The sequence below is a fragment of the Actinoplanes sp. CA-051413 genome (assembly GCF_050955795.1).
GTDB lineage: Bacteria > Actinomycetota > Actinomycetes > Mycobacteriales > Micromonosporaceae > Actinoplanes.
Genome location: NZ_CP192100.1, coordinates 7,204,234 through 7,229,594 on the forward strand (window position 1 = coordinate 7,204,234; position 25,361 = coordinate 7,229,594).

A 25,361-nucleotide genomic window follows, 5' to 3' on the forward strand; every position below is an offset into this window, starting at 1 on the left:
GCGCCTGAGCCATGGCCTGGCGTGACCGGGCCGGTGCCGTGGCCGGATGTGACGGGGCCTGTGGCACGGCCCGGCGTCACCGGGCTTGCGCCGCGGCCCGGCGTAACGGGTCCTTGGCCCGGGGGCACGGCGGCGCCGCGGCCGGGCAGTACCGGGCCGGTCCCGCGCGCGGGGCGGCCGGGGTCGTCCAGGCTGGCCGGGCGGGCGCCCGTGCCGGTGTGCTCGTCGCCGTGCGGCCCGGCGAGGCCGCTCGGCTGCCCGGGGCCGCCAGGGCCACCAGGTTGTCCAGCGCCGGGACGGCCGCCGGGCCGACCCGGGCCGCCGAGATGACCTGGGGCGCCGGGGTGATCGGGAGCGCCAGCCTGACCGGGACCGCCGGCCTGACCCGGCCCGCCGGGCTGACCGTGACTGCCGGGCTGACCGGGACCGCCGGGCTGACCCGGGCGGCCGGGCTGTCGGGGACCGCCGGGCTGGTTCGCGGCGCCGGGCAGGCCGCTGGGCAGGCCGGGGCCGGAGAGACCGCGAGCTGGGCCGCCCGGTGCCGGGCTGCCCGGTCGGATCGGCAGCCCGCTCGGTTCGGCCGGGCTCACCGGGCTGCTGGGGTTGCGACCCGGACGGGCCGGGGCGTTCGGCTGCTGACCCGGCGCGCCGCGGCCGGGTGCGGCACGACCCGGGCCGCGAACGACACCAGCGCTGCGCTGGCCGCTCTCGACCGGGCCCGAGAAGGCTCCGGGACCGCTCGGCTGGCCAGGACCGGTCGGCTGCCCGGGGGCGCCGGCGAGGCCGCTCGGCTGCTGGTCGGGCGCGACACGGCCGCCCGGTGAACGGCCGGGCACGGCACGGCCGGCACCCGGCTGACCGGGAGCCGGCGGCTGGACACGTCCGGGCGCCGGCGGGCGGGTGCCCTGCTGACCTGGTCCGGGACGTCCGGCACCGGGCTGCGCGCGGCCGCCCGCTGCGGTTCCCGGCGCACCTCGGCCGGGCTGACCGGCAGCCGGCGACCCGGGGACCGGCGCACCGGGCACCTGCGGGCCTGCTCCCGGCTGGCCGGGAACGGGACGCTGACCGGGCCGGGGAACCCGTCCGGTGCCGCGGCCCGCCGCACGGGCAGCCGCCTCACCGGCGCGGGCGATCTGCCCGGTGGTACCGATCACACCGGACGTGCTCCCGGCCATCGCACCGGCGCGACCGGGTACGGCGGGCGTGCGCACGCCTTCGCGGCCGGGCACGACGGGCGGTACGACCGCCGACGCGCGGACCGGCCCGGTGGTGGAACCGGGTCCGCCACGGCCGGTGGGGGCGGCAGGGCCCGGGGCGCCGCGTCGGCCGATCGGTCCGGTTCCGGGCTCATCGTCGAGGTCCGGGGCGCCGTGCTGGCCACCGGCGCGGCCGGTCGGCGGCATCGCCCCGGTGTGGTGGCCGAGACGGTCGCCGGACTGCTGTCCGGGGTCGGGGCGGCCGTGGCGGCCGCCGCCGTCAGCGGGACTGGCGTCCGGCCGGGCGTGGGCTGCCGAGCCGGCGTTGCGCGCGCCGAAGGAATGGCCGTCGGCACCGGGTACCGCGGACACCGGGCGGCTCGATCCGCCGGTCTGCTGGCCGGGGCGGCCACCGGTGGCGAAGCCGCTGACCTCATCGGGCGCGGCGTGGCCGCCACGGGCGGGACCGGCCTGCTCCGGCGGGGCATACCCGGCGCGGGCCGGACCCGGCTGGTCGGGTGCCGCGTGACTCGCGTGGGCGGGACCGGGACCGAACTGTTCCGGCGCGGCATGGCCGCCCCGGGCAGGGGCATCCGGCTCGTCGGCCCGAGCCCGCCGGCCCCGGGTCACGAAGCCCGACTGGTCCCCACCGGGCACGAAGCCCGGCTGGTCAGGCTGTCCCGGATCCGCCGGACGGCCGCCGGGATCCTGGTGCCGGGCAGCACGGCTCGCGGGCGACACCGGCCCACCGGGCAAAGGCCCGGCCGCGCCAGGCGGCGGCACAGCAGCAGCAGCAGCAGCACGACGACCGCCCGCGGCCGGCCCAGCGGCAGCAGGCGGCACAGCGCCACGACGACCACCGGCAGGCGGCCCGGCCGGAGGCCCCCCAGCCGGCCCACCAGCAGCAGCAGGCGGCACAGCAGCAGAACGACCACCGGCAGGCGGCCCACCAGCAGCAGGCGGCCCGGCAGCACGACGACCACCGGCAGGCGGCCCACCGGCAGCAGGCGGCACAGCAGCACGACGACCACCGGCAGGCGGCCCACCAGCCGGCCCATCAGCGACGGGCGGCACAGCGCCACGACGACCACCGGCGGGCGGCACAGCAGGCGATCCGGTAGCCCCGGGCGTGACGGGCCAGCCCGGCGGCGTAGCAGGCGACGTCGGACGGACACCGGGCACTGCGGGAGCGTTACCCGAGGCAGGCACGGCCGAGGTGGGACTGACCGCCGGGAACGAGCCGGACGGGTTCGGGTCGATCCGGCCGCTCAGCTGCCCGGCGTCCATCTGCCGACGCCCGTGACCGGGAGCCGGCACAGCGCCGGGCTCGGGAGCCGCGGGAGCCCCGCGCCGCCCGGGCGGGCGGATGCCGGGCTCGCTGCGATCGATCGGGGCGTGCCGTCCGGTCGGCTCGCCCGGAACGCGGCGTGCTCCAGCCGGGCCCTGTCCCGGGGTGCCCTGTCCGGGTGCGGCCTGCCAGCCACCGGAGTGCTCACCGGACGGGGCCTGCCAGCCACCGGTCGTGTGCTCACCCGATCCGGCCTGCCACGCCGGCGGCTGGTCGCCGCGAGCCAGGGAGGCCGGTGCTGCCGGAGTGCCATATGCCGGACCGGACTGAGGCCCGGCCGGCGATCCCGGCACCACCGGAGATCGCGGACCAGCCGGAACACCAGGACCAGCCGGAACACCAGGACGAGAACCGGCACCCGGACGGGGCCCGGGAGCAGTACCAGGAACGGGAGCAGAACGAGGACCCGAGCGAGGCGCCGCCGGCGACCCCGGAGCAGCAGCGGAGTGCGGACCCGCCGGGGACATGGGCGCCGCCGGGAACGGGGAATCGTCCGCCGGATCGTCCGGTCCGGGCGCCCGCCGGCCGCTCTTGCTCGTGCGGCCCTCCCCCGCTGGTGTGCCGGGGCCGATCGCCGAGCGGTCCTCCTTGGCGCTGCGCAGGTCGTCGAGCCAGCCGGTCTCCTCGCGGGGCACCTCGACGGGCTCGACCGGCTCCGGCCGGCCGCGACCGAACAGGCGGCGGCTGCGACCGGCCTGTTCGCGCTGGTCGGCGTCGTCGTCGGGCCTCTCGGCACCGCGCCTGCTCACGGCTGGTCCTCTCCGGCGGCCGGGCCGCTGTCGTTCGCCTTCGACCCGTCGCCGGACGGGCCGTTCGAGCTGCCCGCGCCGGGTGGCGTGAGCCGGGTGTCCCCGCCGGGTGGCGTGGGCCGGGTGTCCGCGCCGGGTGGCGTGGGCCTGGGGTCCGCGGCCGGGCCACGGACGATTCTGCGCAGGCGGGGCAGCCGCTCGCCGACTGCGCGTTCCGCGCCGTGGTCGGTCGGGCGGTAGTAGTCCGCGCCGATCAGATCATCCGGCACATACTGCTGCCTAACAACACCCTTGGGGTCGTCGTGTGGATACCGGTAGCCCTTGCCGTGACCAAGGCCACGTGAGCCCGGGTAGTGGGCGTCGCGCAGGGCCGGTGGGACGGCGCCACCACGGCCGGCCCGGACGTCGGCCAGGGCCTCGCCCAGGGCGGTGGTCACGGCGTTCGATTTCGGGGCTGTGGCCAGGTGGACCACGGCCTGGGCCAGGTTGAGCTGGGCCTCGGGCAGGCCGACCGACTGCACCGCCTGGGCCGCGGCCGTCGCGATCAGCAGCGCCTGGGGGTCGGCCATGCCGACGTCCTCGCTGGCGAAGATCACGATGCGCCGGGCGATGAACCGCGGGTCCTCGCCGGCGACCAGCATCCGGGCCAGCCAGTGCAGGGCGGCGTCCGGGTCGGAGCCGCGCATGCTCTTGATGAACGCGCTGATCACGTCGTAGTGGGCGTCGCCGTCGCGGTCGTAGCGGACCGCGGCCACGTCGACGGCCTGCTCGGCGGTGGCCAGGTCGATCTCGGTGGCGCCCTGGGCGGCGGCGGAACCGGCTGCGGCCTCCAGCGCCGTCAGGGCCTTACGGACGTCGCCGCCGGCCAGCCGTACCAGATGCTCCTCGGCCTCGTCGGTGAGCGTGACCGCGCCGCCCAGGCCGCGGGGGTCGGTGACCGCGCGGCGGACGAGCTGGCGCACGTCGTCGTCGCCCAGCGCCTGCAGGGTGAGCAGCACGCAGCGGGACAGCAGCGGAGAGATGACCGAGAAGTACGGATTTTCGGTGGTGGCCGCGAGCAGGGTCACCGTGCGGTCCTCGACGGCGGCGAGCAGGGAGTCCTGCTGGGTCTTGCTGAAGCGGTGCACCTCGTCGATGAACAGCACGGTCGGCGGGCCGCCGGCGCGGCGTTCGCGGCGGGCGGTGTCGATGACCGCGCGCACGTCCTTGACCCCGGCGGTCAGCGCCGACATGGCCACGAACTTGCGGTCGGTGGCCCCGGCGACGAGGTGGGCGATGGTGGTCTTGCCGGTGCCGGGCGGGCCCCACAGGATGACTGACATCGGCGTGGTGCCGGTGACGAGCTGGCGCAGCGGGGCGCCGGGGGCGAGCAGGTGCTGCTGGCCGACGAGCTCGTCGATGCTCGCCGGGCGCATCCGCACGGGCAGCGGAGAGTCCTCGGACCAGGCGGTGAAGCCGGCGGACGTCGCACCGGCCGGCGGCGCGGTGCGGACACCACCCGGCTCGGTCAGTGGGAACAGTCCGTCGAATTCCATCGGCAACGACAGTACCGGCCCGCCCTCGAGTGCCGGAAATGCACCGAAGGCGGGCCGTATGCCGAAATCAGCGGATCAGCCGCGGCCGGGGCGACGGCCACGGAAGCTGCGGCCGCTGCCGCTGCTCGTGTTGCGCGGGCCGCTGCCCACGCCGGCCAGGTAGAGCGAGAGCAGGAGCAGACCCAGCGAGGCCATGGTCGAGAAGTTGAACAGGTCGGGAGCGCCGAGGTTGGTGTCGAAGAGATCGAGCAGCAGCCAGATGCCGAAGACGATCGCGGCGGCGATAGCAAGCATGGGTTTCCTCCGAGGGGATGAGAGCACTTGTCGTGCTACTACCCCGGTGCTGGTCACGAGTAAACTCCACCGTGGATCGCCGGGACGGGCTCCGACGCCGGGGCATCCGCCGGCGCTGCCGAGCCGCGGGCGACCAGGTAGAGCGGCGCGGCCACCGCCAGGACCGCCGCACCGACCAGAAGTGACATCCGCAGGTCGGCCGCCGACGCCACGGCGGTCAGCGTGACCAGGCCCAGCGCACCGGCGGGCTGACTCACCATCGAGTTCAGCGACAGCAGGCTGGCCCGGTACGGCCCGTCGACCTGACGGTGCAGCAGCCCGTTGTGCACCGGGCTCGCCGCCCCGTGCACGGTGTAACAGACCAGGTACGCCGCGATCACTCCCACCGGCCCGGCGAACAGGGCCATCCCGACCACCGTCACGCCTTGCAGGATCCGCAGCACGAAGCCGGTCCAGGGTGCTCCGATGCGGCGGGCCAGCAGCGGGATCAGGGCCGCGCCGAGGGCCGACGCCAGCCAGCCCACCGAGCCGACCGGTCCCATCAGCGCCGACGCCTGGCCCGGGTCGCCGACGACCTCGGCCAGCCGGACCGGCATCAGGCTCTCGAACGCCACCATGCCGAAGCCCCAGAAGAGCTCCACCGCCACCAGCGCCACGATGACCCGGGAGCGCCGCAGCAGGCTCAGCGCGCCACCGATCGCCGCCGGCACCCCGCGCACGGACCGGGCCAGCGCGGCGAATCCGCGGCCCGGGCGGCGCTCGGTCATCAGCAGCGCCACCGCCGCCAGCGACACGATCTGCAGGCCGAGGGCGACGTAGACGGGCAGGCTCAGGGCCCCGCCCGGCACGGTCGGGCCGACGGCGACCAGACCACCGGTGAGCAGGGCACCCGCCGCGACGGCGACGCCCAGGACGACCCCGCTGCGGCTCAGGCCGGTCTCGATGTCGGCCTGCGCGTCGGCGGCCAGCGCGTGGTCGACGTACCAGGCTTCCAGCGGGCCGCTGTCCAGGGCGCGGTAGAGGCCCTGCAACAGGTAGAAGATCATGAACATCAGCACCGAGTCGGCCACCGTGAGCAGCGACAGGGCGGTGATCTCGATGGCGCCGGCCAGCAGCAGCACCGGCCGGCGGCCGATCGCGTCGGACAGGCCTCCGGTCGGCAGCTCCAGCAGCAGGACGGCCAGACCCTGCAGGGCGGCCGCGGAGCCGTACTGGGCGAGGCTCAGGCCACGGTCCAGCGGGAGCAGCACGGTGACCGGGATCATCAGGCCGACCGGGAGCCAGCGCAGGGCGAGCAGCCACAGGAAGCGGCGCCGGGCCTGTACTGCGGTCAGCGCGGTCATGCCGGGTCCTCGATCCTCGGCACGGCGTACAGGTAGAGGAGAACCTGGCGGGCATCCGGCGCCGGGTCGCTCTCGCCGCGGGCGCGATAGCGCTCGATGACCGTGTCGAGCTCCGCGGTGAGCGCGCTGAGCTGCTCGCTGCCCAGGCTCAGGATGTAGTCGGAGAAGCCGGCGGCGGCCCGCCAGGCCGGCGGCTCGGCCGGCCGGGCCCGCTGCCAGCTCTCGGCCCGGGCGACGAGGCGCTGCAGGCCGTAGCTGTCGAGCCAGTCGGAGGCGGCGGTCGCGTCCGGGTCGCCGGCGAACGCGTCACGCTGCCAGCTGCTGATGTCGTGGGCGGCCCGCCACCAGCGCTCACGGCCCCGACCGGCGTCCTCGTCCTCGATGACCAGCCCGACATCGGCGAGCTGGCGCAGGTGGTAGCTGGTGGCGCCGGTGTTGGTGCCGAGCGCCTCGGCGAGCCGGGTGGCGGTGGCCGCCCCGTCCAGTCGCAGCTGCCCCAGCAGCCGCGCCCGCAGCGGGTGGGCGAGCACCCGGATCTGCTTGCCGTCGAGGTGGACCTGAATGGGTTCCATGAGTTGCACAATACTTGTGCACAGAATTTGTGCAAGCCGCCCGTGCCAGAATGACGGCCATGATCGAGGTCCGGCGCGCCGGCGTGGAGGATGCCGCCGAGCTCCTGCGCCTGCGCAGCGTGATGATGAATTCGGTCCGTCCCGGCGACGGTCGCGACCCGCAGGCCTGGATCGGTCCCGGCGTCGCGGTCGTGCGCCGGCTGCTCGACCCGGGCAACGACGCCATGGCCGCGTTCGTGGTGGACAAGCCGGACGGGCCGGGGCTCGCGGCCTGCGTCGTGGGCACGATCGATCAGCGGCTGCCGGGCCCGAACGACCCGACCGGGCTGCGCGGGTACGTGCTCAACGTCGCAACCGACCCCGCGTACCGCCGCCGGGGTTTGTCCCGGGCCTGCATGACCGCCCTGCTCGCCTGGTACGAGCAGCGCGGCATCGGGGCGATCGACCTGCGCGCCTCCGCGGAGGGCGAGCCGCTCTACGCCTCGCTCGGTTTCGTCCGCAACCGTGACCCGGGCATGCGCCTGTTCATCCCAGCGCGTTGACCGCCTTGGCGACCACCAGCGCCGCGGTGACCAGCGAGATCGCCGACTGCAGCATCATGGTCAGCTTGGCCCAGCGCGACAGCGGCAGCGTGTCCGTCGGACTGAAGGCGGTCGCGTTGGTGAACGCCAGATACAGATAGTCGGCGAACTGCGGCCGCCACTCCTTCGGCGCCATGTCCGGCGTGGTCATCTGCGGAAAGAGAAAATCCGGGTACGGGTCGGTGCCGGCCGCCCGCTCCAGCGCCCCGCCGCGGTCCAGCTCCCAGTACCAGACCGCGAACGTCAGCACGTTGATCAGCCAGATCGAGGCGCCGCTGCCCAGCAGTTCCGCCGCGCTGCCGGTGTCACCGCCGCCGGCGATGTCGACCACCAGCCGCACGACCGACCAGGCCGTGCCCAGGCTGGCCACGGCGATCAGGCCCAGGCTCAGCCGGCGCAGCATCGGGGTCCGGCGCTCCAGCCGGCCCGGGTTCGCCGCCACCAGCGCGCCGATGACGACCACCTCGACGGCCGGCAGCACCCACCACGCGCCCAGGCTGTACCGCTCGGGCAGGGTCAGTTGCAGCCCGATCATCACGGCGATGGCGAGGGCGAACGGCCAGCGCTGCTCGCCGCGGCTGAGCCGGCGCCAGAACGGCCGCGCGTCCAGATCCTCCTCGAAACCCACGGGCCCATCATGTCCCCTTGACCTCAACCGAGGTTCAACCCGCACGCTGCGATGATGACCGGAATTCTCGATGAGGCCCTGCGGCGGCTGCACACCACCGGGCCCGAACACGACGGCTGGCTGTCCAACCACGGCCCGATGGCGGCCGAGGTGCTGGTCCACCACGGGCACGCGGACGAGGTGCACCGGTGGCTCGACGCGTACGAGCAGCGGTTGGTGGAGGTGCCGCGGGGCATCGCGCCGATCGCCGCGGACGAGTGGCGCGAACCGCTCGGCGACCCGGTGCGCACGGGCGACTGGCTGGCGTTCTTCGACCGGGCGATGCACGCCGAGCCGTGGCCGGACGTGCTGGCGCTCTGGTGGCTGCGGCTGCTGCCCGGCATCGCGGCGGGGGCGACGCACGGGGTGATCAGGGTCGGGCACGCGGTGCGGGCGCTGCGCGAGCAGGAGACTCCGGCGCGGGTGGCGGAGCTGGGGCAGGGGCTGGCGTACTGGGCGGCGCGGTGGCAGCCGCTGGCGCCGGCCGGGCGGGGGCCGTACCGGAGCTCGGATCCGCGGGCGGCGCTCGATGCCATGCCGCGCGTGCCGGACCAGCGTTCCGGCATCCGCTCCCGGTTGGCCCAGCTCGCCGACCTGCCGGGCTGGCCGGCCGCGGTCGGGGCGGTGCCCGGCCCGGATCAGGACACCGTCGAGGACCGGCTGGCCGGGATCGTCACGGCGGCGGTCCGCCTGCACACCACCCATGGGTACGGGAACCCGGTGCTGCTCGTGCACGCGGCAACGGCACCGCTGGCCGTACTGCGAACCTTGCCGTCGCTCCCGGTCGCGCTGCACGGGCCGAGCCTCGCGGCGGCGTGGGCGGCCACCGCCGCGGTGACGGCCGCCTACGCTCCCCCGGCCGCTCGCGCCTTCACACCCGGCGCCGGTGACGCGTCGGCCGTGCTGCGGCAGGCCACCGAGTCCGGGGACGCGCACGCCATCAAGTTCGCCGACGCGGCGATCGAGATGTGGCAGCGCGACCCGGATCCGGTGCTGCTGGCCGCGTCCCGGCATGCCACGGAACTGATCCTGAACGAATGAGACGTACGCGGATCCGCGTACGCGGGTGTCGCTTCTGAGCGGACGACGCGCGGCGCCGATGCCGACACGCTGGGGCGGTGATGAGACAACGCACGATCGCCGCCACTGCCCTCACCCTCGCCGCCCTGGGTATCTGCGTGCAGATTCTCGGCGGCGCCGACTATCCCACTGTCCCTCCTGGACTGATCATCGTGCTGGCCGCGGTCGCGATCTGCGTGTGGTGGCGGCGCTGGTGGGCGCTGCTGGTGGCGGCCGCGATCAGCGCGTTCCTGCTCGTGGGCGGGGCGCTCGCGCCGGCCGTCGGCGTCAATCTGGATGCCGGCGGTGGCCGCCGCTGGGGCACGGTTCTGCAGCTGGCTGCCCTGGTGGTGGCGCTGGCCGCGGCCGGGGCGGGCGCGCTCGCCGAACGGCGCCGGGGTGCCCGCGCGGTCCGGCACTGACAGCCTCCGCGCATCTCAGCGGGGCAAAATCAATCGGGGTCCGATAACGACAGTCCTTGTGCAGAAATACGGCCGGCGGTTCGGCGCGCGCGGTTCTGCCGGCATTCCGCGACTTCGCTGGACAAGATTTTCCGGAGCACTAGAGTGGTCGCTGCTTCCACAGTGGAATTCGCTGAATGCGTAGCCACCACAAAGTCTCCCGCCGACTGAGGACGCCCATGCCCGAATCACCCTCGTCCGCCGTGCCCGCGCCGGACGACACCCTGTTGCGGGGTCGGCTGCTGTGGCTGGTCGCGGCGCCCGCCGGGGCCGCCGCGCTGCTGTTCGCGGTCACCGCCGGCTACCTCTGGGCCGGCGGGGCGGACCGGTCGGACCTGGTGCTGATCATCGTCTTCCTGCTGGGCGTGGTCGCGCTCACCGTCGTGGCGGGCCAGGCCGTGGGGACGGTCCGGCGCCTCGACGACCGGCCGGCCCGGCTGCGGGCCGAGCTCGCCGAGGCGCGCGCGCAGACCGCGCTGGCCCGCGCCGATCTCGCCGACAACCGGGCCGAGACCACGGCGGCGCTGACCGAGGCGGCCGGCTACCGCACCGCGGTCGAGAAAGCCCGGGCCGAGCTCGAGGCGCTCGGCGAGCGGGTGCGGCTGGCCGAGGAACGGCCGATGCCGGTACGCACGTCAGCCGGGCGCCAGGTCGAGGTGTTCGTCAACCTGTCCCGCCGGCTGCAGTCGCTGGTGCACCGCGAGATCAAGCTGCTGGACGCGCTGGAGAACGAGGTCGAGGACCCCGACCTGCTCAAGGGCCTGTTCCAGGTCGACCACCTGGCCACCCGCATCCGCCGCCACGCAGAGAACCTCGCGGTGCTGGGCGGCGCGGTCTCCCGGCGGCAGTGGAGCCGGCCGGTGGCGCTGACCGAGGTGCTGCGTTCGGCCATCGCCGAGGTCGAGCACTACTCCCGGGTCAAGCTGGTGCCGCCGATCGACGGGACCGTGCCCGGGCACGCGGTGGCCAGCATCATCCACCTGGTCGCCGAGCTGATCGAGAACGCGACGATGTTCGCCCCGCCGCAGACCCAGGTGCTGCTGCGCGCGCAGCACGTCGCGGCCGGGGTGGCGGTCGAGGTCGAGGACCGGGGGCTGGGCATCCAGCGCGAGGACCAGGACCGGCTGAACCGGCTGCTGCTCAACCCGGAGGACATCAACCTGGACGAGCTGCTGCGCGACGGCCGGATCGGGCTGTTCGTGGTCTCGATGATCGCCCGCCAGCACGGCGTCACCGTGCAGTTGCAGGGCAACATCTACGGCGGCACCCAGGCCGTGATCATCCTGCCGCAGCAGCTGCTCGGCTCGGCCCAGGACGACCGCGGCCCGGTGGTGGCCCAGCCGGCCCTGACCCAGAACACCATGGAACTGGTGCAGCGGGTCCCGGGCCCGTCCCAGATCGCGGCATCCCCGCCGACCTGGCCCGCCTTCACCGGCGCCCCGGACACCCCCTCCCCCGCCCTCGTCTCCGCAGTGCCCGCACCCGCGATCTCGGCGCCCCCGGAACAGAAGTCCTCGAATCAGACGCCCCCGCAGCAGGCGCCCCCGCAGCAGGCGCCGTCGGGTCCGGTGCCCCCGCAGCAGGCGCCGCCGAATCCGGTGCCGGCGGTTGCCGGGTCGCTGCGGCGCACCGGGGCCGAGGTGGCCGAGGGCCGGCCCACCGTCACCCCGCCCCCGCTGCCGCGCCGGCACAGCCAGACGCATCTGGCGCCGCAACTGCAGTTCGGGCCGCCGCCGGCCCCCGAGGACGACGGCGCCGAGCACGATCCCGGCCTCATGGCCTCGTTCATGCAGGGCGTCTCCCGCAGCGACGCCGGGCCGCACTCCCCGGCCGAGCCGGCCACGCCCGACCAGCACTGACGGTCCCCTCCCCCAGCTCCACCGAGACCCGAGCCCCATGGAGAAAGGTGTGCTCAGATGCTGAGCAACGACCCGGTACGTTCCGCCCAGGACCTCGTCTGGCTGCTGTCCGGGCTGGTCGAGCGCGTCCCGGACACCCGTAGCGCGCTGCTGCTCTCCTCCGACGGGCTGCGCAAGGCCGCGCACGGACTGGACGACGACGGCGCCGACCATCTGGCCGCCATCGCCTCCGGGCTGTTCTCGCTGGCCCGCAGCGCCGGGTCGCGCTTCGGTGGCGGGGAGGCGGTACGCCAGGTCGTGGCCGAGCTGGAGGACGCCCTGCTGTTCGTGTCCGCCGCCGGCTCCGGTGCGGTGCTGGCCGTCATCGCGGGCAAGGACGCCGATCCGGGAGTGCTCGGCTACGAGATGGCGCAGCTGGTCAAGAGTGTGCGGCCGTACCTGGGCACCCCGGTCCGGCAGGCGGCCGGCCATCCCGGCGGCGCGGGTCGGTGACGATGGGGCGGCCCGACGACGAGCACTGGCTCGACGACGCCGCGGGACGTCTCGTCCGGCCGTACACGGTGAGCAACGGGCGCACCCAGCCCAGCACCCACCTGGAACTGCTGTCGATGGTCCGGGCGACCGGCCGGCTGCCGCACGGCCAGCTCGAGCCCGACCACGCCGAGGCCCTCGGGTTGTGCGGCAGCCCCACGACGGTCGCCGAGGTCGCCGCCCGGCTGCGGCTGCCCGCGGTCGTCACCAAGATCCTGCTTTCCGACCTGGTCGACGCCGGCGCCATCGACACCCGCTCCCCCGGCCCGGCGGCCGAACCCACCAACACGGCGGTACTGGAGACCATTCTCAATGCCTTACAGCGACGACTCTGATCCGTTCCCGACACCGCTCAAACTGCTCATCGCCGGCGGGTTCGGGGTGGGCAAGACGACGTTCGTGGGCGCGGTCAGCGAGATCGAGCCCCTGCGGACGGAGGAGATCCTCACCACCGCCGGCGTCGGCACCGACAACCTGACCGGTATCGAGCGCAAGACGACCACCACGGTGGCGATGGACTTCGGCCGGATCACCATCGACCGGCGGCACATCCTCTACCTGTTCGGCACGCCCGGCCAGGAACGTTTCTGGTTCATGTGGGACGAGCTGTCCGCCGGGGCGATGGGCGCGGTCGTGCTGGCCGACACCCGCCGGCTGCAGGACTGTTTCGCGGCGGTGGACTTCTTCGAGTCGCGCGGCATCGGCTTCCTGGTGGCCGTCAACCAGTTCGACGACGCGTTCCGGTACGAGCCGGACGACGTGCGCAGCGCGCTCGACCTGCGGCCCGACGTGCCGATCGTCAGTTGCGACGCCCGTGACAGCCGGTCCGCCACGAGTGTGCTCGTCCAGCTCATCCAGCACCTGCTCGGCGTACATCCCACCCCGACGGCCATCCGGAGCTTGGCATGATCTACGACTCGTCCCCGCACCACCCGCTGACCCCGACCGACCTGGAGGTGCCGCTGCGGATGCGGCGGCTGCGCGAGCTGGGCCTCGGTGAGCAGCCGGACCCGGAGTTCGACGACTTCGCGCGCAAGCTGACCGAGGTCACCGGCGCCCCGTACGCGATGGTGAACTTCATCAGTGAGGACCGGCAGTACTTCGCCGGCCTGCACACCGTGGCCAAGGGTGACCCGTCCGCCTCGCCGGGCCGGGTCATGGACCGCGACCACGGCTACTGCCCGCACGTGGTGGTACGCCGCAAGGCGCTGGTCCTCGACGACGTCTGCGACTACCCCCGCTTCGCCGGCAACCCGGTGGTCGACGAGATCGGCATCCGGTCCTACCTGGGCGCGCCGTTGATCGACCGGACGGGCACGACACTCGGCACGATCTGCGTGGTGGACGTGGAGCCGCGCCCGTGGGGGCGGCCCGGCCTGGAGACCATCAAGGCGATGGCCGCCGAGCTGATCACCCAGATCCACCGCCGGGAGGACAGCCGCTGACCGCGGCTCACGGGGTGACGGCCTCCGCGGCCGGACGGGTGGCCAGCCGCTGGGACCACTGGCCCTTGGTCGTACCCAGGGCGACCTCGGCCAGGCGGATCAGCTGCACGTCGGAGGTGCCGGCCGGGGCGAAGATATGGTGGGCGTCGCGCAGGTAGCGCTCCACCGGCCGGTCCGCGTAGAGCCCGGCGGCGGCGTGGATCTCCATCGCGTTGCGGGCGCTGTCCAATGCGGACTCGACGTTGATGAGCTTGGCGTTCATCAGCTCCGCGTCGCAGGGCAGCCCCTGATCCAGCGTGTGCACGGCGTGGTACGCCGCCAGCCGCGCGGTCATCAGCCGGGACTGCATCTGGCCCAGTTTCAGCTTGATCGGCAGCAGTTCGCCGAGTGGCTTGCCGTAGCGGTGCCGCTCGGTCACGTACGCCGAGGTCTCCTCGACCAGGGCCTGGTGGATGCCGAGCGCCACCGCGGTCAGGTTCGGGCGGCCGTACAGGATGCTGGAGGAGTAGGCCACGGAGAGGCCGTCGCCCTCGGCACCCAGCCGGTTGGCCGCCGGAATCCGGCAGTCGGCGAAGGTGAGCTCGCCGAAGCTGAAGCCGTGCAGGCCCATCGCCGCCCGGTGCGGGCCGAGCGAGAAGCCGGGCCGGTCCGCCTCGACCAGGAACGCCGACAGGCCCTTGGAACCGGGACCGGTGCGCACGACCACGCCGTGCAGGTCACCGACGTGGCTGTTGCCGACGAAGACTTTGCGTCCATTGAGGACGTAGTCTGAGCCGTCGCGGACGGCGGTGGCCGACATGCCCAGCACGTGCCCGCCGGAGTGCTCCTCGGTGACCGCGATCGTCGGCAGGCACTCCCCCGCCGCGATGGCCGGCAGCCACTTCGCCTGCTGATCCGCGTCGCCGAAGTGCAGGATCTTGGCCACGCCCAGCTGGGACGCCTGCACCATGGCGCCCATCGCGCCGCTGACCCGGGCCAGCTCCTCGATGATGATGGTCTTGGCCAGGTGACCGAGGCCCATGCCGCCGTGCCCGGGGCCGATCGTGACCCCGATCCAGCCCTGGCGGGCGATCAGCCGCGAGAGGTCGTACTGGACCGCGCGGGAGGCTTCCATCTCGTCGATCCGCAGGCGCACCTCGGTCTCCGCGAAGGCCCGCACCTCCTGACGCAACTGTTCATGGCGCGCGGTCATGAAGTACGCGTCCACTGCAACTCCTCGTGGGGTCGGCAAGCGGCGAGAGACAACGGCGAGTCGGACACGGACACCGGTGGGCGCGCCGTCGCTGCCGCTGATCGTATCCGCGCAGACACGTATAGTGATAGATCAACGATCAAGAGAAATACTCACGATTGACTGGCGCCACCCGGGAATCCGGGCGAAACGGTCCACAGTGGAGCCCCGTCAGCGGCGCCCACCGAAGGCCCAGTTGTGCACCTCGACGGCGGCGTACCGGTCGGCGGTCAGCACCGTCCGCGCCCGGTCGGGATCGACTGCCCGGACCAGGGCCGCCGTTCCCAGCCAGGCGTCACCGTCGTCGGACAGCAGCGGCCCGTACGCGATCAGGTCGTCCGCCGCGGCCGGCACGGTGGGGTCGGCGCCCCGCCCCGCGCCCAGGCCGAGCACCAGGTAGCGATTGCCGCCGCTGCGGCCGCCGGAGAAGTCCCACATCGTGCGCCCGAGCAGGTTGCGCCACCGGCGCAGCAGCACGTCCCGGTACGCGCCGGCCTGGTAGTTGGGCTCGTCGAAGGCGAACGCCCGGGCCGCGGCGGCGCCGGGCAGGTCGACGATGTGCACGCTGCCGGTCGCCGTCTCACCGTCGTCGGTGAGAGTCGGGCCGCGGGCGATCATCCCGGCCGCATAGGCGTCCATGTAGGACCAGTGCTCCAGCAGCAGCTCATCGCGCAGCGCCGCGGAGCCCGGCCGGTCACGGTGGTAGCAGAAAAACTCCATGCCGTAGGCTAGTCGGCCAGGCGGAACAGCAGCGCGGTCTCCCACTTGTGCAGGTCCGGCTCCTCGGCCGGGTTGGTCAGCAGCACCTCCAGCCGGGCGCCCCACACCTCGCCCTCCGGGGTCGGGGTCACGTCCCAGCGCAGGCCCTGGTGCTGTCCCCAGTCCAGCAACGTGGCGGTGACGCCCATCAGCTCGTCCGGGTGGCCGATGTGGGTGAGGGTCGCGTACCGGCCCGCGGGCAGCACGTCGACGAAGTCCGGCTCGGCGACCTCGATCGGCGCCGGCAACGGGATGCCGGCCTCGACGACCAGCTCGGCGGACATGTCGATCACGCGGTAGCGGAAGAAGGGGGCACCGGCCGGGACCACCCCGCGCTCCCCCAGCCAGCCGAACATGGCCGGCAGGTGGTCGGCGACCCGCGCGAACTCGGTCATGGTGATCGACTCGCGCCGGGCGACGTACAGCTGCTCGTCGCGCCACAGGACGGTGGGTTCGGCCAGCACGGACGCCTCCTCGGTGACGGGTTCGGCTCCATCATCGGCAACGATCACCCGAAGCGCACCTCGATGACCAGGCCGCCCTCCGGGGGCGCGGCCGGGACGAGCGTCGCGCCGTGGGCGGTGGCGATCGCCCGGACGATGGCCAGGCCCAGGCCGTGACCGCCGGAATGGCCGAGCCGCTGGGCGCCGAGGCGCTGGAACGGCTGGAACAGGCGATCCAGCTCGGCCGGCGGGATGACCGCGCCGGTGTTGCGGACCGTCAGGACGGCCCGGCCGTCGAGGGTTGCGGTGCGGAGCTCGACATTGCCGCCGGGTGTGTTGTGGCGCAACGCATTGTCGACCAGGTTGGCCACCAGGCTCTCGACCAGGCGGCGGTCGCCGGTGGCCGGAGCCGCGCCGAGTTGCACCCGTACCTTGAGGTCGCGTCGCTGCGCCTCGTCCTGCCGGCCGGTCACCACCGCGCCGGCCACGTCGGCCAGGTCGAACGGCTCCCGGTGCTCGACACCCTGCTCGCCGGTGGCCAGGGTGAGCAGCGCGTCGATCAGGCGTTCCTGCGCGGCGCCGAGGTCGAGCACGTCGCGGCCCACGGCTCGCAGGCTCTCCACCGTGACGTCCGGATCGGCCAGGGCCACCTGCAGCAGGGCCCGCTGGGCGGTCAGCGGCGTACGCAGCTCGTGCGAGGCGTTGGCGACGAAGTCGCGCTGCGAGGTGAAGGACGCCTCCAGCCGCCCGAACAGGTCGTCGAGGGTCGCGGCGAGCTCGGTGAACTCGTCGTTGCGACCGGTGCGGCCGAGCCGGCGGTGCAGGTTGCGGGCCGAGATGTCCCGGGCGGTCGCGGTGATCTCCCGCAGCGGGCGCAGGAACCGTCCCGCGATCAGCCAGCCCAGCACCAGCGCGACCAGCCCCATGGCGGCCAGCCCGACCGCGGAGGCGGTGACCACCCGGGCGAAATCCGGGCCCGGGACGGGGGCCACCGGTGGCGGGCCGACGCCGATGCCCACCGGAGTGCTCTCGCGCCCTTGCAGGATCGGGATGCTGAGCAGGATCGCCCCGGACGCCAGGAACGGCACCGCGTACAGCAGGGTCAGCTGGGTCCGCAGCCGGCGGCGGGCGCTCACGGGGCGCCGATCCGGTAGCCCGCCTCGCGGACGGTGTGCACCAGCGGCGGATCACCGAGCTTGACGCGTAGCCGGCGGATGGTCGTCTTCACCGCCGTCGTGAACGGGTCCGCCGCCTCGTCCCAGACGCGTTCCAGCAGTTCCTCGGCCGGCACCAGCCGGCCCTGGGCGGCGAGCAGGCACTCCAGCACGGCGAACTCCTTTCCGCTGAGCTCGAGCCGGCGGCCGCCGCGGGTGACCACCCGCAGGTTCGGGTCGAGCATGAGGTCGCCGCTGTGCAGGACCGGCGGCAGCGCGGTGGCCGGGCGCCGCCCCAGCGCCCGGATCCGGGCCACGAGCTCGGCGAAGTCGAACGGCTTGGGCAGGTAGTCGTCGGCGCCCAGGCCCAGGCCGGCGACCCGCTGCCCGACCGTGGCGGCCGCGGTCAGCATCAGCACCCGGCTGCCCGAGCCCTCGGCGACGATCCGGCGGCACACCTCGTCACCGTGCACGCCCGGCAGGTCACGGTCGAGCACGACCACGTCGTAGCGGGTCACGGCAAGGTGCTCCAAGGCGTCCGGGCCGTCCAGGACCACGTCCACGGCCATGCCCTCGCGGCGCAGACCGGTGCCGAGGGTACGGGCCAGGATCTCGAAGTCTTCCACGACCAGCACGCGCATGACCTCACGATGCCAGGCGCCCGGTGTCAGTGGGGTGTCAGCCGGCGCCACCGTGGCGACACCGGCGCCCGCGTAGACACCACGGCATGAACGAGACCAGCATCGTCGTCAACGGCCTGCGGAAACGCTTCGGGCCCACCCTCGCCCTGGACGGGATGTCCTTCGCCGTCGAACCGGGACAGGTCACCGGCTTCGTCGGCCCCAACGGCGCCGGCAAGTCCACCACCATGCGGGTCGTCCTGGGGCTGGACGCGCCGGACGCCGGGACCGCACTGGTCGGCGGGCGGCCGTACCGGAGCTTGCCCTGCCCGCTGCGCGTTGTCGGCTCCCTGCTGGATGCCGGCGCGCTGCAGCCGGGCCGCACCGCCCGCAACCACCTGCTCTGGCTGGCCCACTCGCAGGGGCTGACCGCGGCGCGCGTCGACGAGGTGCTGGAGCAGGCGGGTCTGACCGGCGTGGCCCGGCGCCGGGCCGGCAGTTTCTCGCTCGGAATGCGCCAGCGGCTCGGGATCGCGGCGGCGATGCTCGGTGACCCGCCGGTGCTGATGCTCGACGAGCCGTTCAACGGGATGGACCCGGAGGGCATCGTCTGGATCCGCGGCTTCCTGCGGGCGCTGGCCGTCGAGGGCCGCGCGGTGCTGCTCTCCACCCACCTGATGAGCGAGCTCCAGGACACTGCCGACCACGTGGTGCTGGTCGGCCGGGGCCGGGTGCTGGCCGACCGCACGATGCCGGAGCTGCTGGCCCGGCACGGCAGCCTGGAACGGGCGTACCTGGAGCTGACCCGCGACGCGGTGGAGTTCCGGGCGGCCGGGTCGCCGGAGGCGTCGCGATGAGGGCGGTGCTGCACGCCGAGTGGACCAAGCTGCGGACGGTGCGCGGCTGGGTCGTCGCGCTGGCCGTCGCGGCCGCCGCGGTGGTCGGGCTGGGGCTGCTCACCGGCGGCCAGGGATCGTGCGGGCGCAACGGCCCGCAGTCGGAGTGCGTGCTGCCGGTCGGGCCGGGCGGACAGGAGGTCACCGACCACTTCACCTTCGTGCACCGGTCGCTGACCGGCGACGGGAGCATCACGGTACGGCTGAACGGGCTCACCGGCGTCCTGCCCCGCAAGCCCGGTCTGGGCGGACCGCCGGACGGCGCCGGCCCGCAGGTGGCCGAGGGTGGTCCCGGGGACGGTCAGCCCGGGCTCGCCCCGTGGGCCAAGGGCGGTCTGATCATCAAGGACGGCACCCGCCCCGGCTCGACGTACGCCGCGATCATGCTGACCGGGGCCCACGGCGTACGGATGCAGCACGACTACGTGCACGACCGGGCCGGCCCGCCCGCTCCGGCCACCACGCCACGCTGGTTGCGGCTCACCCGGGCCGGGCAGACGATCACCGGCGAGGAGTCGCCCGACGGTACGGCGTGGACGACCGTGGGCACCGTACGGCTGCCCGGGCTCCCGGCGACCGCCCAGGTCGGCACCTTCGCGACCTCGCCGCAGTTCACCTGGATCCTCGGCGGCGGCCGTGGGGTAGGCGGCGCGATGGGCGGCCCCAGCGAGGTCACCGCGACGTTCGACAACCTCGCCGGCCGGGACACCGGATCCGACGCGAGCTGGAGCCGGACCGTGGTCGGTGGCGACGCACCCCCGCAGCCGGAGCAGCTCGGCGCGAGCTTGCGGGTGACGGGCAGCGGCGACATCGCCCCGGCGGTCTCCGGCATCTCCGGCATCGGCACCACAGTGAGCCAGACCCTGGCCGGCACCTTCGCCGGGCTGATCCTCGTGGTCGTCGTGGCCACGATGACGATGACCGCCGAGTACCGGCGCGGGATGATCCGCACGACGGTGGCCGCGGTCCCCCGGCGCGGCCGGATCCTGCTGGCCAAGGCCACGATCATCGGCGCTGTCACCTTCGGGCTGGGTGTGCTGGCCGCGACAGTGGTCATCGTCGTCGGCCGGCGGGTGCTCCTGGCCAACGGCGTCTACCTGCATCCGGCCGCGACCGGCACCGAAGTGCGTCTCGTCGTGGGCACCGGCCTGCTGCTGGCGGGCGCGGCGGTGCTGGCGCTCGGGCTGGGTGCCCTGCTGCGGCGCGGGCTCACCGCTGTCGTGGCCGGGATCGTGGTGATCGTGCTGCCGTACCTGCTGGCCATGACGGTCCTCCCGCCGGAGCCGGCCAAATGGCTGCTGCGGGTCACGCCGGCCGCCGCGTTCGCCGTGCAGCAGAGCGCGGTCAGCTATCCGCAGGTCGACGACTTCCCCATCCCGGTGAACGGCTACTTCCCGCTGCCGCCGTGGGCCGGCCTGGCCGTGCTGGCCGGATGGGCGGCGCTGGTCCTGGGCCTGGCCGGGTTCTCACTGCGGCGGCGTGACGTATGAGGCGGGCGCTGCACGCCGAGTGGACGAAGCTGCGGACCACGCCCGGGACGGTCCTGCTGCTGCTCAGCGTCGTCGTGGCGACCGTGGGGATCAGCATCCTGGCGGCCGCGGCCACCGACTGCCCCGGCGGAATCTGCGCGGTGGACATCACCAAGGTCAGCCTCACCGGGGTCCAGCTCGGCCAGGCCGTCGTCGCCGTCCTGGCGGTGCAGCTCATCGGCGCCGAGTACGGCACCGGCATGATCCACGTCAGCCTGGCCGCGGTCCCGCGCCGGCTCACCGTCCTGGCCGCCAAGGCGCTGGTGCTCACCGCGGTGGTGACGGCCGCCGCCACCGCGGGTGTGGCCGGTTCCCTGGTGGCCGGGAACCGCCTGCTGCCGCTGACGGTCACCGACACCGCGGTGCTGCGGGCGGCCTTCGGGTCGGTGCTGTACCTGGTCCTGATCGGTCTGCTCGCGCTCGGCGTGACGGCTGCTGTCCGTACCCCCGCGACCGCGGCTGGTCTCGTCCTGGGGCTGCTCTACGTCTTCCCGATCGTCGGGCTGGCCGCGACCGACCCGGACTTCCGGCGGCACCTGGACCAGATCGCCCCGATGACGGCCGGGCTGGCGATCCAGAGCACCACCGGCCTCGACAGCCTGGCCATCAGCCCGTGGCGGGGACTCGCCGTGCTCGGCGCGTGGGCCGCCGCGGCGCTGCTCGCCGGTGGACTGCTGATCCGGCTACGCGACGCCTAGCGCCTCGACGACCCCACGCAGCCGGGTCCGGAGCAGGCCGGCGGCGAGGGTGCTGTCCAGGCGTACCTCGGCCGGGCGCGGACCCAGCCCGCCCTCGGCGATCGTGCTCACCGGCACGGTCGCCGGGTCCAGGCCGTACCGGGCGGCCACCAGCCGGCCGAGCTCGGCCCGGCTCACCGCCTGCGGGCCGGCGATGTTGATCGTGCCCGCGTGGTCCGTGCCGGCCAGCTCCAGGACCGCCGCGGCCAGGTCGGTCACGTCGATCGGGCAGCGGATCTCGTCGGTGAACAGCGCACCCGGCCGCCGGCCGGTGATCAGGTCCAGCGAGAGTTTGACCTGCTTGCTGCGCTCGTCACCGACGATCAGCGAGGTGCGGACCACGGCCGCTGCCGGGTCGATTGCGGCGACGGCCGTCTCGGCCGCGGCCTTCGCCGCACCGTACGGGTAGAGGGGGCTCGGTGCGACGTCGTCGGCGTACGGCTCGGACCGGCCGGCGTGCACCGCGTCCGAGGAGATGTGCACGAGCCGGGCGCCGATCGCGGCAGCCGCGAGAGCCACGTGGGCGGCACCGTCGGCGCAGATCGCCCAGCTGTCCATCCGGGCCGCCGTGTTGAACACGACTGCCGGCCGTACCCGGGAGATCAGCGCGTGGACCGCCTCGCGGTCCGTGATGTCCAGCCGCGACCAGCCGCCGGCACCTGTCGTAGAGGTGCCGGTGACCTGCGCGCCGGCGGTCGACGCCAGCCTGGCCGTCTCGCTGCCGAGATAGCCGCTGGCGCCGACCACCAGCATCCGCACTAGTTCGAGGGCTCCACCGGGGCTGCCACGCCGTCCGTGCCAGGCGTCGCCGCCGTGGCCTTCGGCTTCGCGTCGATGCCGGCCTCCAGCCGCTGCTGGGCGGTGATCGGCGTCGGCGCGGTGGTCAGCGGGTCGTAGCCGCCGCGGGTCTTCGGGAACGCGATGACCTCGCGGATCGACTCGTTGCCGGAGAGCAGCATGCAGGTGCGGTCCCAGCCGAGCGCGATGCCGGCGTGCGGCGGCGGGCCGTACTTGAACGCCTCCAGCAGGAAGCCGAACTTGTCCTGGGCCTCCTCCGGGGTGATGCCGAGCAGGTCGAAGACCCGGCTCTGCACGTCACCGCGGTGGATACGGACGCTGCCGCCGCCGATCTCGTTGCCGTTGACCACGATGTCGTACGCGTAGGCCAGCGCCTTGTCCGGCGCCTCCTCGAACTTGTCCATCCACTCGGCGTTCGGCGAGGTGAACGGGTGGTGCACGGCCGTCCAGCCGCCGTCGTCCGTCTTCTCGAACATCGGGGCGTCGACGACCCAGCAGAACGCCCACGCGGACTCGTCGATCAGCCCGGCCCGCTTGGCGATCTCGATGCGGGCCGCGCCCAGCAGCTCCTGGGCCTCGCGACGCTCGGTGGCGGCGGCGAAGAACACCGCGTCGCCCGGCTTCGCGCCGACCACGTCGGCCAGACCGGCCAGGTGCGCCTCGGAGAGGTTCTTGGCGACCGGGCCGCGCGCCGCGCCGGTCTCCGCGTCCAGCACCACATAGGCCAGGCCGCGGGCGCCGCGCGCCTTGGCCCAGTCCTGCCAGCCGTCGAGCTCCTTACGGGTCTGCGAGGCGCCGCCCGGCATGACGACCGCGCCGACGTAACCCCCGGCGTCGATCGCCCCGGCGAACACCCGGAACTCGGTGCCGCGCAGGAAGTCGGTCAGCTCGGTCAGCTCGAGGCCGTACCGCAGGTCGGGCTTGTCGGAGCCGTACCGGTTCATCGCGTCGGTCCAGGTGATCCGCGGGATCGGGGTCTGCACCTGGTAGCCGGCGAGCTCGCCCCAGAGCTTCACCACGAGCTCCTCGCCGAGCTCGATGATGTCGTCCTGGGTCACGAAGGACATCTCGATGTCGAGCTGGGTGAACTCCGGCTGCCGGTCGGCGCGGAAGTCCTCGTCGCGGTAGCAGCGGGCGATCTGGTAGTAGCGTTCCATGCCGGCCACCATCAGCAGCTGCTTGAACAGCTGCGGGGACTGCGGCAGGGCGTACCAGGTGCCCGGCTGCAGCCGGACCGGGACCAGGAAGTCCCGGGCGCCCTCGGGCGTCGACCGGGTCAGCGTCGGCGTTTCGATCTCATTGAAGTCCCGGGCGTGCAGGATCTCCCGGGCGATCTGGTTGGCCCGGCTGCGCAGCTTCAGCGCGTTGGCCGGGCCACTGCGGCGCAGGTCCAGGTAGCGGTACTTGAGGCGCAGGTCGTCGGAGGCGGTGATGGTGTCGTCGACGGGCAGCGGCAGCGGCGCGGCCTCGGAGAGCACGACCAGCTCGCTCGCGGTGACCTCGACGGCCCCGGTGGGCAGGTCCGGGTTCTCGTTGCCGGCCGGGCGCTGGGTGACCTCGCCGGTGACCTTCACACAGAACTCGTTGCGCAGCGCGTGCGCGTCCTCCTCGCGGAAGACGACCTGGACGACCCCCGAGGCGTCACGCAGGTCGACGAAGATGACACCGCCGTGGTCGCGGCGGCGGGCGACCCACCCGGCGAGCGTCACCGTCTGACCGGCGTGGCTCGCACGCAAGCTGCCGGCGTCATGGGTACGGATCACGGAAACTTCTCCTCACAGGGTTACGGGGCGCACCCGACATTGTGTCAGCTACGCCCCGTCCCGCTGCGCACAGGCCCGGGACCGCACCACTCACTGAGGCACGATGTACGCGGTCGCCTGCAGCGTCACCAGATTGTCGGCGCTGACCCCGGTGACCGTGACGACCACCATGCGCTGGCTGTCGCCCCGGCTGTTGGCCGCGGCCAGCGACGTCTGGATGCAGTAGGCGTCGCCCTTGCGCATGGCGTACTCCTTGGTCGACGGGATCGCGCTGAACTGGATCTGCTCGGCGCACGCGTTCGGCGTCATGGCGCTCTCCCCCACCGCCGCGACGACGCCGTCACTGAACTCCATCTTGGCGATCCCGCCCGTACACGCGTCGAGGGAGATGTCCGCCGCCCCCTCCGCGTCGAGCCGCGGCTCGTCCAGATCGATCTTCCTGGTGTCGCACCCCGTCACCTGCACGTTCAGGGTGCGCTTCTCGTAGAACAGCTTGAAGACCGACTGCGGGTTCAGCGGCGCGTTGCTCGTCTCGGCGGCGGGTGGCTCGCCCTGTCCCGGGTCGGTGGTGGGCTCCGCGCCCGCCGTCGGGTCCGCGGCCGGTGCCGTCGGCTCAGCGCCCTGTGCCCCGGCCGGCGGGGCGGGAAGGGCCGCCACGGTCTCCTCGGCGTTGTCCGCCTTGCTCAGTGCCCAGGCCGCCACTCCGAAGGAACCGAGAGAGAGCAGCACCGCGACGGCGGCGACGAGCATGGCCAGCCGCGCCGTGCCCCGACCCGGCCCGGCAGCCGGCGGCCCGGCAGCCGGGGAGCCGTAGGGCGGCCCGGAGACCGGCGACTGCTGCTGACCGGGCGCGCCGGCAGAGGCCCGCCCGAACGCGGGCGGAGGGGATGCGGAGGGCACGGACGGGCCGGCGCCGGACGGCGGCTGCGGTGAGGTCACCAGGACTCCAAGATCGCTGCGACTCGGTCGAACGGACACGACATCGACCGGAACGGTGGAAAGGGCTTTTTTACGCGCCCGGCGGTACGCAACACTCGATCGGCGCGCATCCGGGACGATATTCCGCACATCGTCGGCCGTGCATCGATGATTAGGGCAAGAGTGGTGACCGAAAGCACGAGTACCAGCACACACAGTCGACGTGACCGGTGGCGGGCCCTCAACATGGGCGACAAGGCCGGAGTGATCTCGGCCGTCATCGCGGCGATCACGGCGCTCGCGGCCGGTGGCAACTGGGCCTGGCAGCACTTCTCCGGACCGGACGACAAGGCGGCTTCGAGCACTTCCGCCACCACGCCCCCGGCACCGACGGCCGGACCGAACACGAGCCCACCGGGCGGCACCACATCCCCGGCGCCGGCGGCAGGTGCCGGCACACCGCTGGACACCCTCGACCGGATCGGCGGCGCGGTGGTGGCCCTGCCCGACGGCGTGACCGCGGCGGACTATTCGCGTCCGATGGCCATCGAGTGCCCGAGCAACAACACGGGTGACCAGACCCGGACCCTCACCTACGAACTCGACCGCCGGTTCCGCACGTTCACGGCGACGGTCAGCGGCTGGGCGGAGACCCGAGACCCGGATCCCATTCAGGTGACGGTCTACAAGAAGACCCGGCAGAAGGACGACACCTTCAGCACCCTCGAGGTGGGCGGCCAGCAGGCTGTCGTCAACGCGCCCGGCCGTGCGTTGAGCGCCAAGGTCACCGGGGCCGATCAGCTGCTGGTCGAGGTGCGCTGTCAACGTCCGGACGGGATCGTCATCCTGGACGCGGCGACACTCGCCGGCTGA

The 25,361-nt window shown here is 73.8% G+C and carries 27 protein-coding genes; 13 read left to right on the top strand and 14 right to left on the bottom strand.

What is annotated here, in order from left to right; genetic code table 11:
* Positions 1 to 113 precede the first annotated feature (113 nt).
* A complete protein-coding gene (locus ACQP2Y_RS33870) occupies positions 114 to 824 on the top strand; it encodes a hypothetical protein (protein WP_433719940.1) in 711 nt (236 codons plus the stop codon).
* Positions 825 to 1,822: 998 nt separating this feature from the next.
* Here ACQP2Y_RS33870 and ACQP2Y_RS33875 read toward each other — a convergent pair.
* The 5 genes from ACQP2Y_RS33875 to ACQP2Y_RS33895 form a co-directional block, all read right to left on the bottom strand.
* Entirely contained in the window at positions 1,823 to 2,278 is a 456-nt protein-coding gene (locus ACQP2Y_RS33875; RefSeq protein ID WP_433719942.1) for a hypothetical protein, read from the bottom strand.
* Between the two features lie 1,011 nt (positions 2,279 to 3,289).
* Positions 3,290 to 4,828: a replication-associated recombination protein A gene (locus ACQP2Y_RS33880; RefSeq protein WP_433719944.1), complete on the bottom strand. Its 1,539-nt coding sequence runs from the start codon at positions 4,826 to 4,828 to the stop codon at positions 3,290 to 3,292.
* 75 nt (positions 4,829 to 4,903) lie between these two features.
* Positions 4,904 to 5,122: a hypothetical protein gene (locus ACQP2Y_RS33885; RefSeq protein WP_212992672.1), complete on the bottom strand. Its 219-nt coding sequence runs from the start codon at positions 5,120 to 5,122 to the stop codon at positions 4,904 to 4,906.
* Between the two features lie 53 nt (positions 5,123 to 5,175).
* Positions 5,176 to 6,465 carry an MFS transporter gene (locus ACQP2Y_RS33890; RefSeq protein ID WP_433719945.1) on the bottom strand — a complete coding sequence of 430 codons (1,290 nt, stop codon included), beginning with the start codon at positions 6,463 to 6,465 and terminating at the stop codon, positions 5,176 to 5,178.
* Positions 6,462 to 7,037, bottom strand: coding sequence for an ArsR/SmtB family transcription factor (locus ACQP2Y_RS33895; RefSeq protein ID WP_433719947.1), 576 nt, complete (start codon positions 7,035 to 7,037; stop codon positions 6,462 to 6,464). The genes ACQP2Y_RS33890 and ACQP2Y_RS33895 overlap by 4 nt, the downstream gene beginning before the upstream one ends.
* 59 nt (positions 7,038 to 7,096) lie before the next feature.
* On the opposite strand from ACQP2Y_RS33895, the gene ACQP2Y_RS33900 reads away from it, so the two are divergent.
* Positions 7,097 to 7,579 (top strand): GNAT family N-acetyltransferase, encoded by a 483-nt coding sequence (locus ACQP2Y_RS33900; RefSeq protein ID WP_433719948.1) that lies wholly within the window; start codon positions 7,097 to 7,099, stop codon positions 7,577 to 7,579.
* On the opposite strand, the gene ACQP2Y_RS33905 is transcribed toward ACQP2Y_RS33900, so the two are convergent.
* Complete coding sequence (locus tag ACQP2Y_RS33905; RefSeq protein ID WP_433719950.1) at positions 7,563 to 8,246, bottom strand: hypothetical protein; 684 nt, start codon at positions 8,244 to 8,246, stop codon at positions 7,563 to 7,565. The two genes, ACQP2Y_RS33900 and ACQP2Y_RS33905, sit on opposite strands and share 17 nt — an antisense overlap.
* A 51-nt stretch (positions 8,247 to 8,297) precedes the next feature.
* On the opposite strand from ACQP2Y_RS33905, the gene ACQP2Y_RS33910 reads away from it, so the two are divergent.
* The 7 genes from ACQP2Y_RS33910 (at position 8,298) to ACQP2Y_RS33940 (ending at position 13,640) form a co-directional block, all read left to right on the top strand.
* A complete protein-coding gene (locus ACQP2Y_RS33910; protein ID WP_433719952.1) occupies positions 8,298 to 9,326 on the top strand; it encodes a questin oxidase family protein in 1,029 nt (342 codons plus the stop codon).
* A gap of 77 nt (positions 9,327 to 9,403) precedes the next feature.
* Entirely contained in the window at positions 9,404 to 9,766 is a 363-nt protein-coding gene (locus ACQP2Y_RS33915) for a hypothetical protein (RefSeq protein ID WP_433719954.1), read from the top strand.
* Positions 9,767 to 9,984: 218 nt separating this feature from the next.
* Positions 9,985 to 11,664, top strand: a complete 1,680-nt coding sequence (locus ACQP2Y_RS33920) for an ATP-binding protein (protein WP_433719956.1) — start codon at positions 9,985 to 9,987, stop codon at positions 11,662 to 11,664.
* A gap of 57 nt (positions 11,665 to 11,721) precedes the next feature.
* On the top strand, positions 11,722 to 12,156 hold the full coding sequence (locus ACQP2Y_RS33925) for a roadblock/LC7 domain-containing protein (RefSeq protein ID WP_360556153.1): 435 nt from the start codon (positions 11,722 to 11,724) through the stop codon (positions 12,154 to 12,156).
* 2 nt (positions 12,157 to 12,158) lie between these two features.
* On the top strand, positions 12,159 to 12,530 hold the full coding sequence (locus ACQP2Y_RS33930; protein WP_433719958.1) for a DUF742 domain-containing protein: 372 nt from the start codon (positions 12,159 to 12,161) through the stop codon (positions 12,528 to 12,530).
* Positions 12,508 to 13,104 carry a GTP-binding protein gene (locus tag ACQP2Y_RS33935; RefSeq protein WP_433719960.1) on the top strand — a complete coding sequence of 199 codons (597 nt, stop codon included), beginning with the start codon at positions 12,508 to 12,510 and terminating at the stop codon, positions 13,102 to 13,104. The genes ACQP2Y_RS33930 and ACQP2Y_RS33935 overlap by 23 nt, the downstream gene beginning before the upstream one ends.
* A complete protein-coding gene (locus tag ACQP2Y_RS33940) occupies positions 13,101 to 13,640 on the top strand; it encodes a GAF domain-containing protein (RefSeq protein ID WP_433719962.1) in 540 nt (179 codons plus the stop codon). The genes ACQP2Y_RS33935 and ACQP2Y_RS33940 overlap by 4 nt, the downstream gene beginning before the upstream one ends.
* 7 nt (positions 13,641 to 13,647) lie before the next feature.
* Here the strand turns inward: ACQP2Y_RS33940 and ACQP2Y_RS33945 are convergent, their stop codons facing one another.
* The 5 genes from ACQP2Y_RS33945 to ACQP2Y_RS33965 all read right to left on the bottom strand — a co-directional run bounded on the left by ACQP2Y_RS33945 (position 13,648) and on the right by ACQP2Y_RS33965 (position 17,868).
* Positions 13,648 to 14,847, bottom strand: a complete 1,200-nt coding sequence (locus tag ACQP2Y_RS33945; RefSeq protein ID WP_360819121.1) for an acyl-CoA dehydrogenase family protein — start codon at positions 14,845 to 14,847, stop codon at positions 13,648 to 13,650.
* Between the two features lie 195 nt (positions 14,848 to 15,042).
* Positions 15,043 to 15,591, bottom strand: a complete 549-nt coding sequence (locus ACQP2Y_RS33950) for a YciI family protein (protein ID WP_433719964.1) — start codon at positions 15,589 to 15,591, stop codon at positions 15,043 to 15,045.
* 8 nt (positions 15,592 to 15,599) lie between these two features.
* Positions 15,600 to 16,142 (bottom strand): GyrI-like domain-containing protein, encoded by a 543-nt coding sequence (locus ACQP2Y_RS33955; protein ID WP_433719966.1) that lies wholly within the window; start codon positions 16,140 to 16,142, stop codon positions 15,600 to 15,602.
* Positions 16,139 to 17,209 carry a sensor histidine kinase gene (locus ACQP2Y_RS33960; protein ID WP_433719967.1) on the bottom strand — a complete coding sequence of 357 codons (1,071 nt, stop codon included), beginning with the start codon at positions 17,207 to 17,209 and terminating at the stop codon, positions 16,139 to 16,141. Before ACQP2Y_RS33960 ends, ACQP2Y_RS33955 begins: the two co-directional genes overlap by 4 nt.
* Positions 17,206 to 17,868, bottom strand: a complete 663-nt coding sequence (locus ACQP2Y_RS33965) for a response regulator transcription factor (RefSeq protein ID WP_360556140.1) — start codon at positions 17,866 to 17,868, stop codon at positions 17,206 to 17,208. The genes ACQP2Y_RS33960 and ACQP2Y_RS33965 overlap by 4 nt, the downstream gene beginning before the upstream one ends.
* An 86-nt stretch (positions 17,869 to 17,954) precedes the next feature.
* Here ACQP2Y_RS33965 and ACQP2Y_RS33970 point away from each other — a divergent pair, with 86 nt between their 5' ends.
* The 3 genes from ACQP2Y_RS33970 to ACQP2Y_RS33980 are packed head-to-tail and all read left to right on the top strand — an operon-like array spanning position 17,955 to position 20,970.
* Positions 17,955 to 18,704 (top strand): ABC transporter ATP-binding protein, encoded by a 750-nt coding sequence (locus ACQP2Y_RS33970; protein WP_433719970.1) that lies wholly within the window; start codon positions 17,955 to 17,957, stop codon positions 18,702 to 18,704.
* The gene (locus tag ACQP2Y_RS33975; RefSeq protein WP_433719971.1) at positions 18,701 to 20,233 is read left to right on the top strand and encodes an ABC transporter permease subunit; all 1,533 of its coding nucleotides are present in this window, start codon (positions 18,701 to 18,703) and stop codon (positions 20,231 to 20,233) included. The genes ACQP2Y_RS33970 and ACQP2Y_RS33975 overlap by 4 nt, the downstream gene beginning before the upstream one ends.
* Positions 20,230 to 20,970, top strand: a complete 741-nt coding sequence (locus ACQP2Y_RS33980) for an ABC transporter permease (RefSeq protein WP_433719973.1) — start codon at positions 20,230 to 20,232, stop codon at positions 20,968 to 20,970. The genes ACQP2Y_RS33975 and ACQP2Y_RS33980 overlap by 4 nt, the downstream gene beginning before the upstream one ends.
* On the opposite strand, the gene ACQP2Y_RS33985 is transcribed toward ACQP2Y_RS33980, so the two are convergent.
* From ACQP2Y_RS33985 to ACQP2Y_RS33995, 3 genes are all read right to left on the bottom strand, one after another.
* The gene (locus tag ACQP2Y_RS33985) at positions 20,956 to 21,768 is read right to left on the bottom strand and encodes an SDR family oxidoreductase (protein ID WP_433719975.1); all 813 of its coding nucleotides are present in this window, start codon (positions 21,766 to 21,768) and stop codon (positions 20,956 to 20,958) included. The two genes, ACQP2Y_RS33980 and ACQP2Y_RS33985, sit on opposite strands and share 15 nt — an antisense overlap.
* A complete protein-coding gene (gene aspS / locus ACQP2Y_RS33990) occupies positions 21,768 to 23,570 on the bottom strand; it encodes an aspartate--tRNA ligase (RefSeq protein ID WP_433719977.1) in 1,803 nt (600 codons plus the stop codon). Before aspS ends, ACQP2Y_RS33985 begins: the two co-directional genes overlap by 1 nt.
* A gap of 90 nt (positions 23,571 to 23,660) precedes the next feature.
* Entirely contained in the window at positions 23,661 to 24,509 is an 849-nt protein-coding gene (locus tag ACQP2Y_RS33995; RefSeq protein ID WP_433719979.1) for a hypothetical protein, read from the bottom strand.
* A 225-nt stretch (positions 24,510 to 24,734) separates the two neighbouring features.
* Here ACQP2Y_RS33995 and ACQP2Y_RS34000 point away from each other — a divergent pair, with 225 nt between their 5' ends.
* Positions 24,735 to 25,361 (top strand): hypothetical protein, encoded by a 627-nt coding sequence (locus ACQP2Y_RS34000; protein WP_433719981.1) that lies wholly within the window; start codon positions 24,735 to 24,737, stop codon positions 25,359 to 25,361.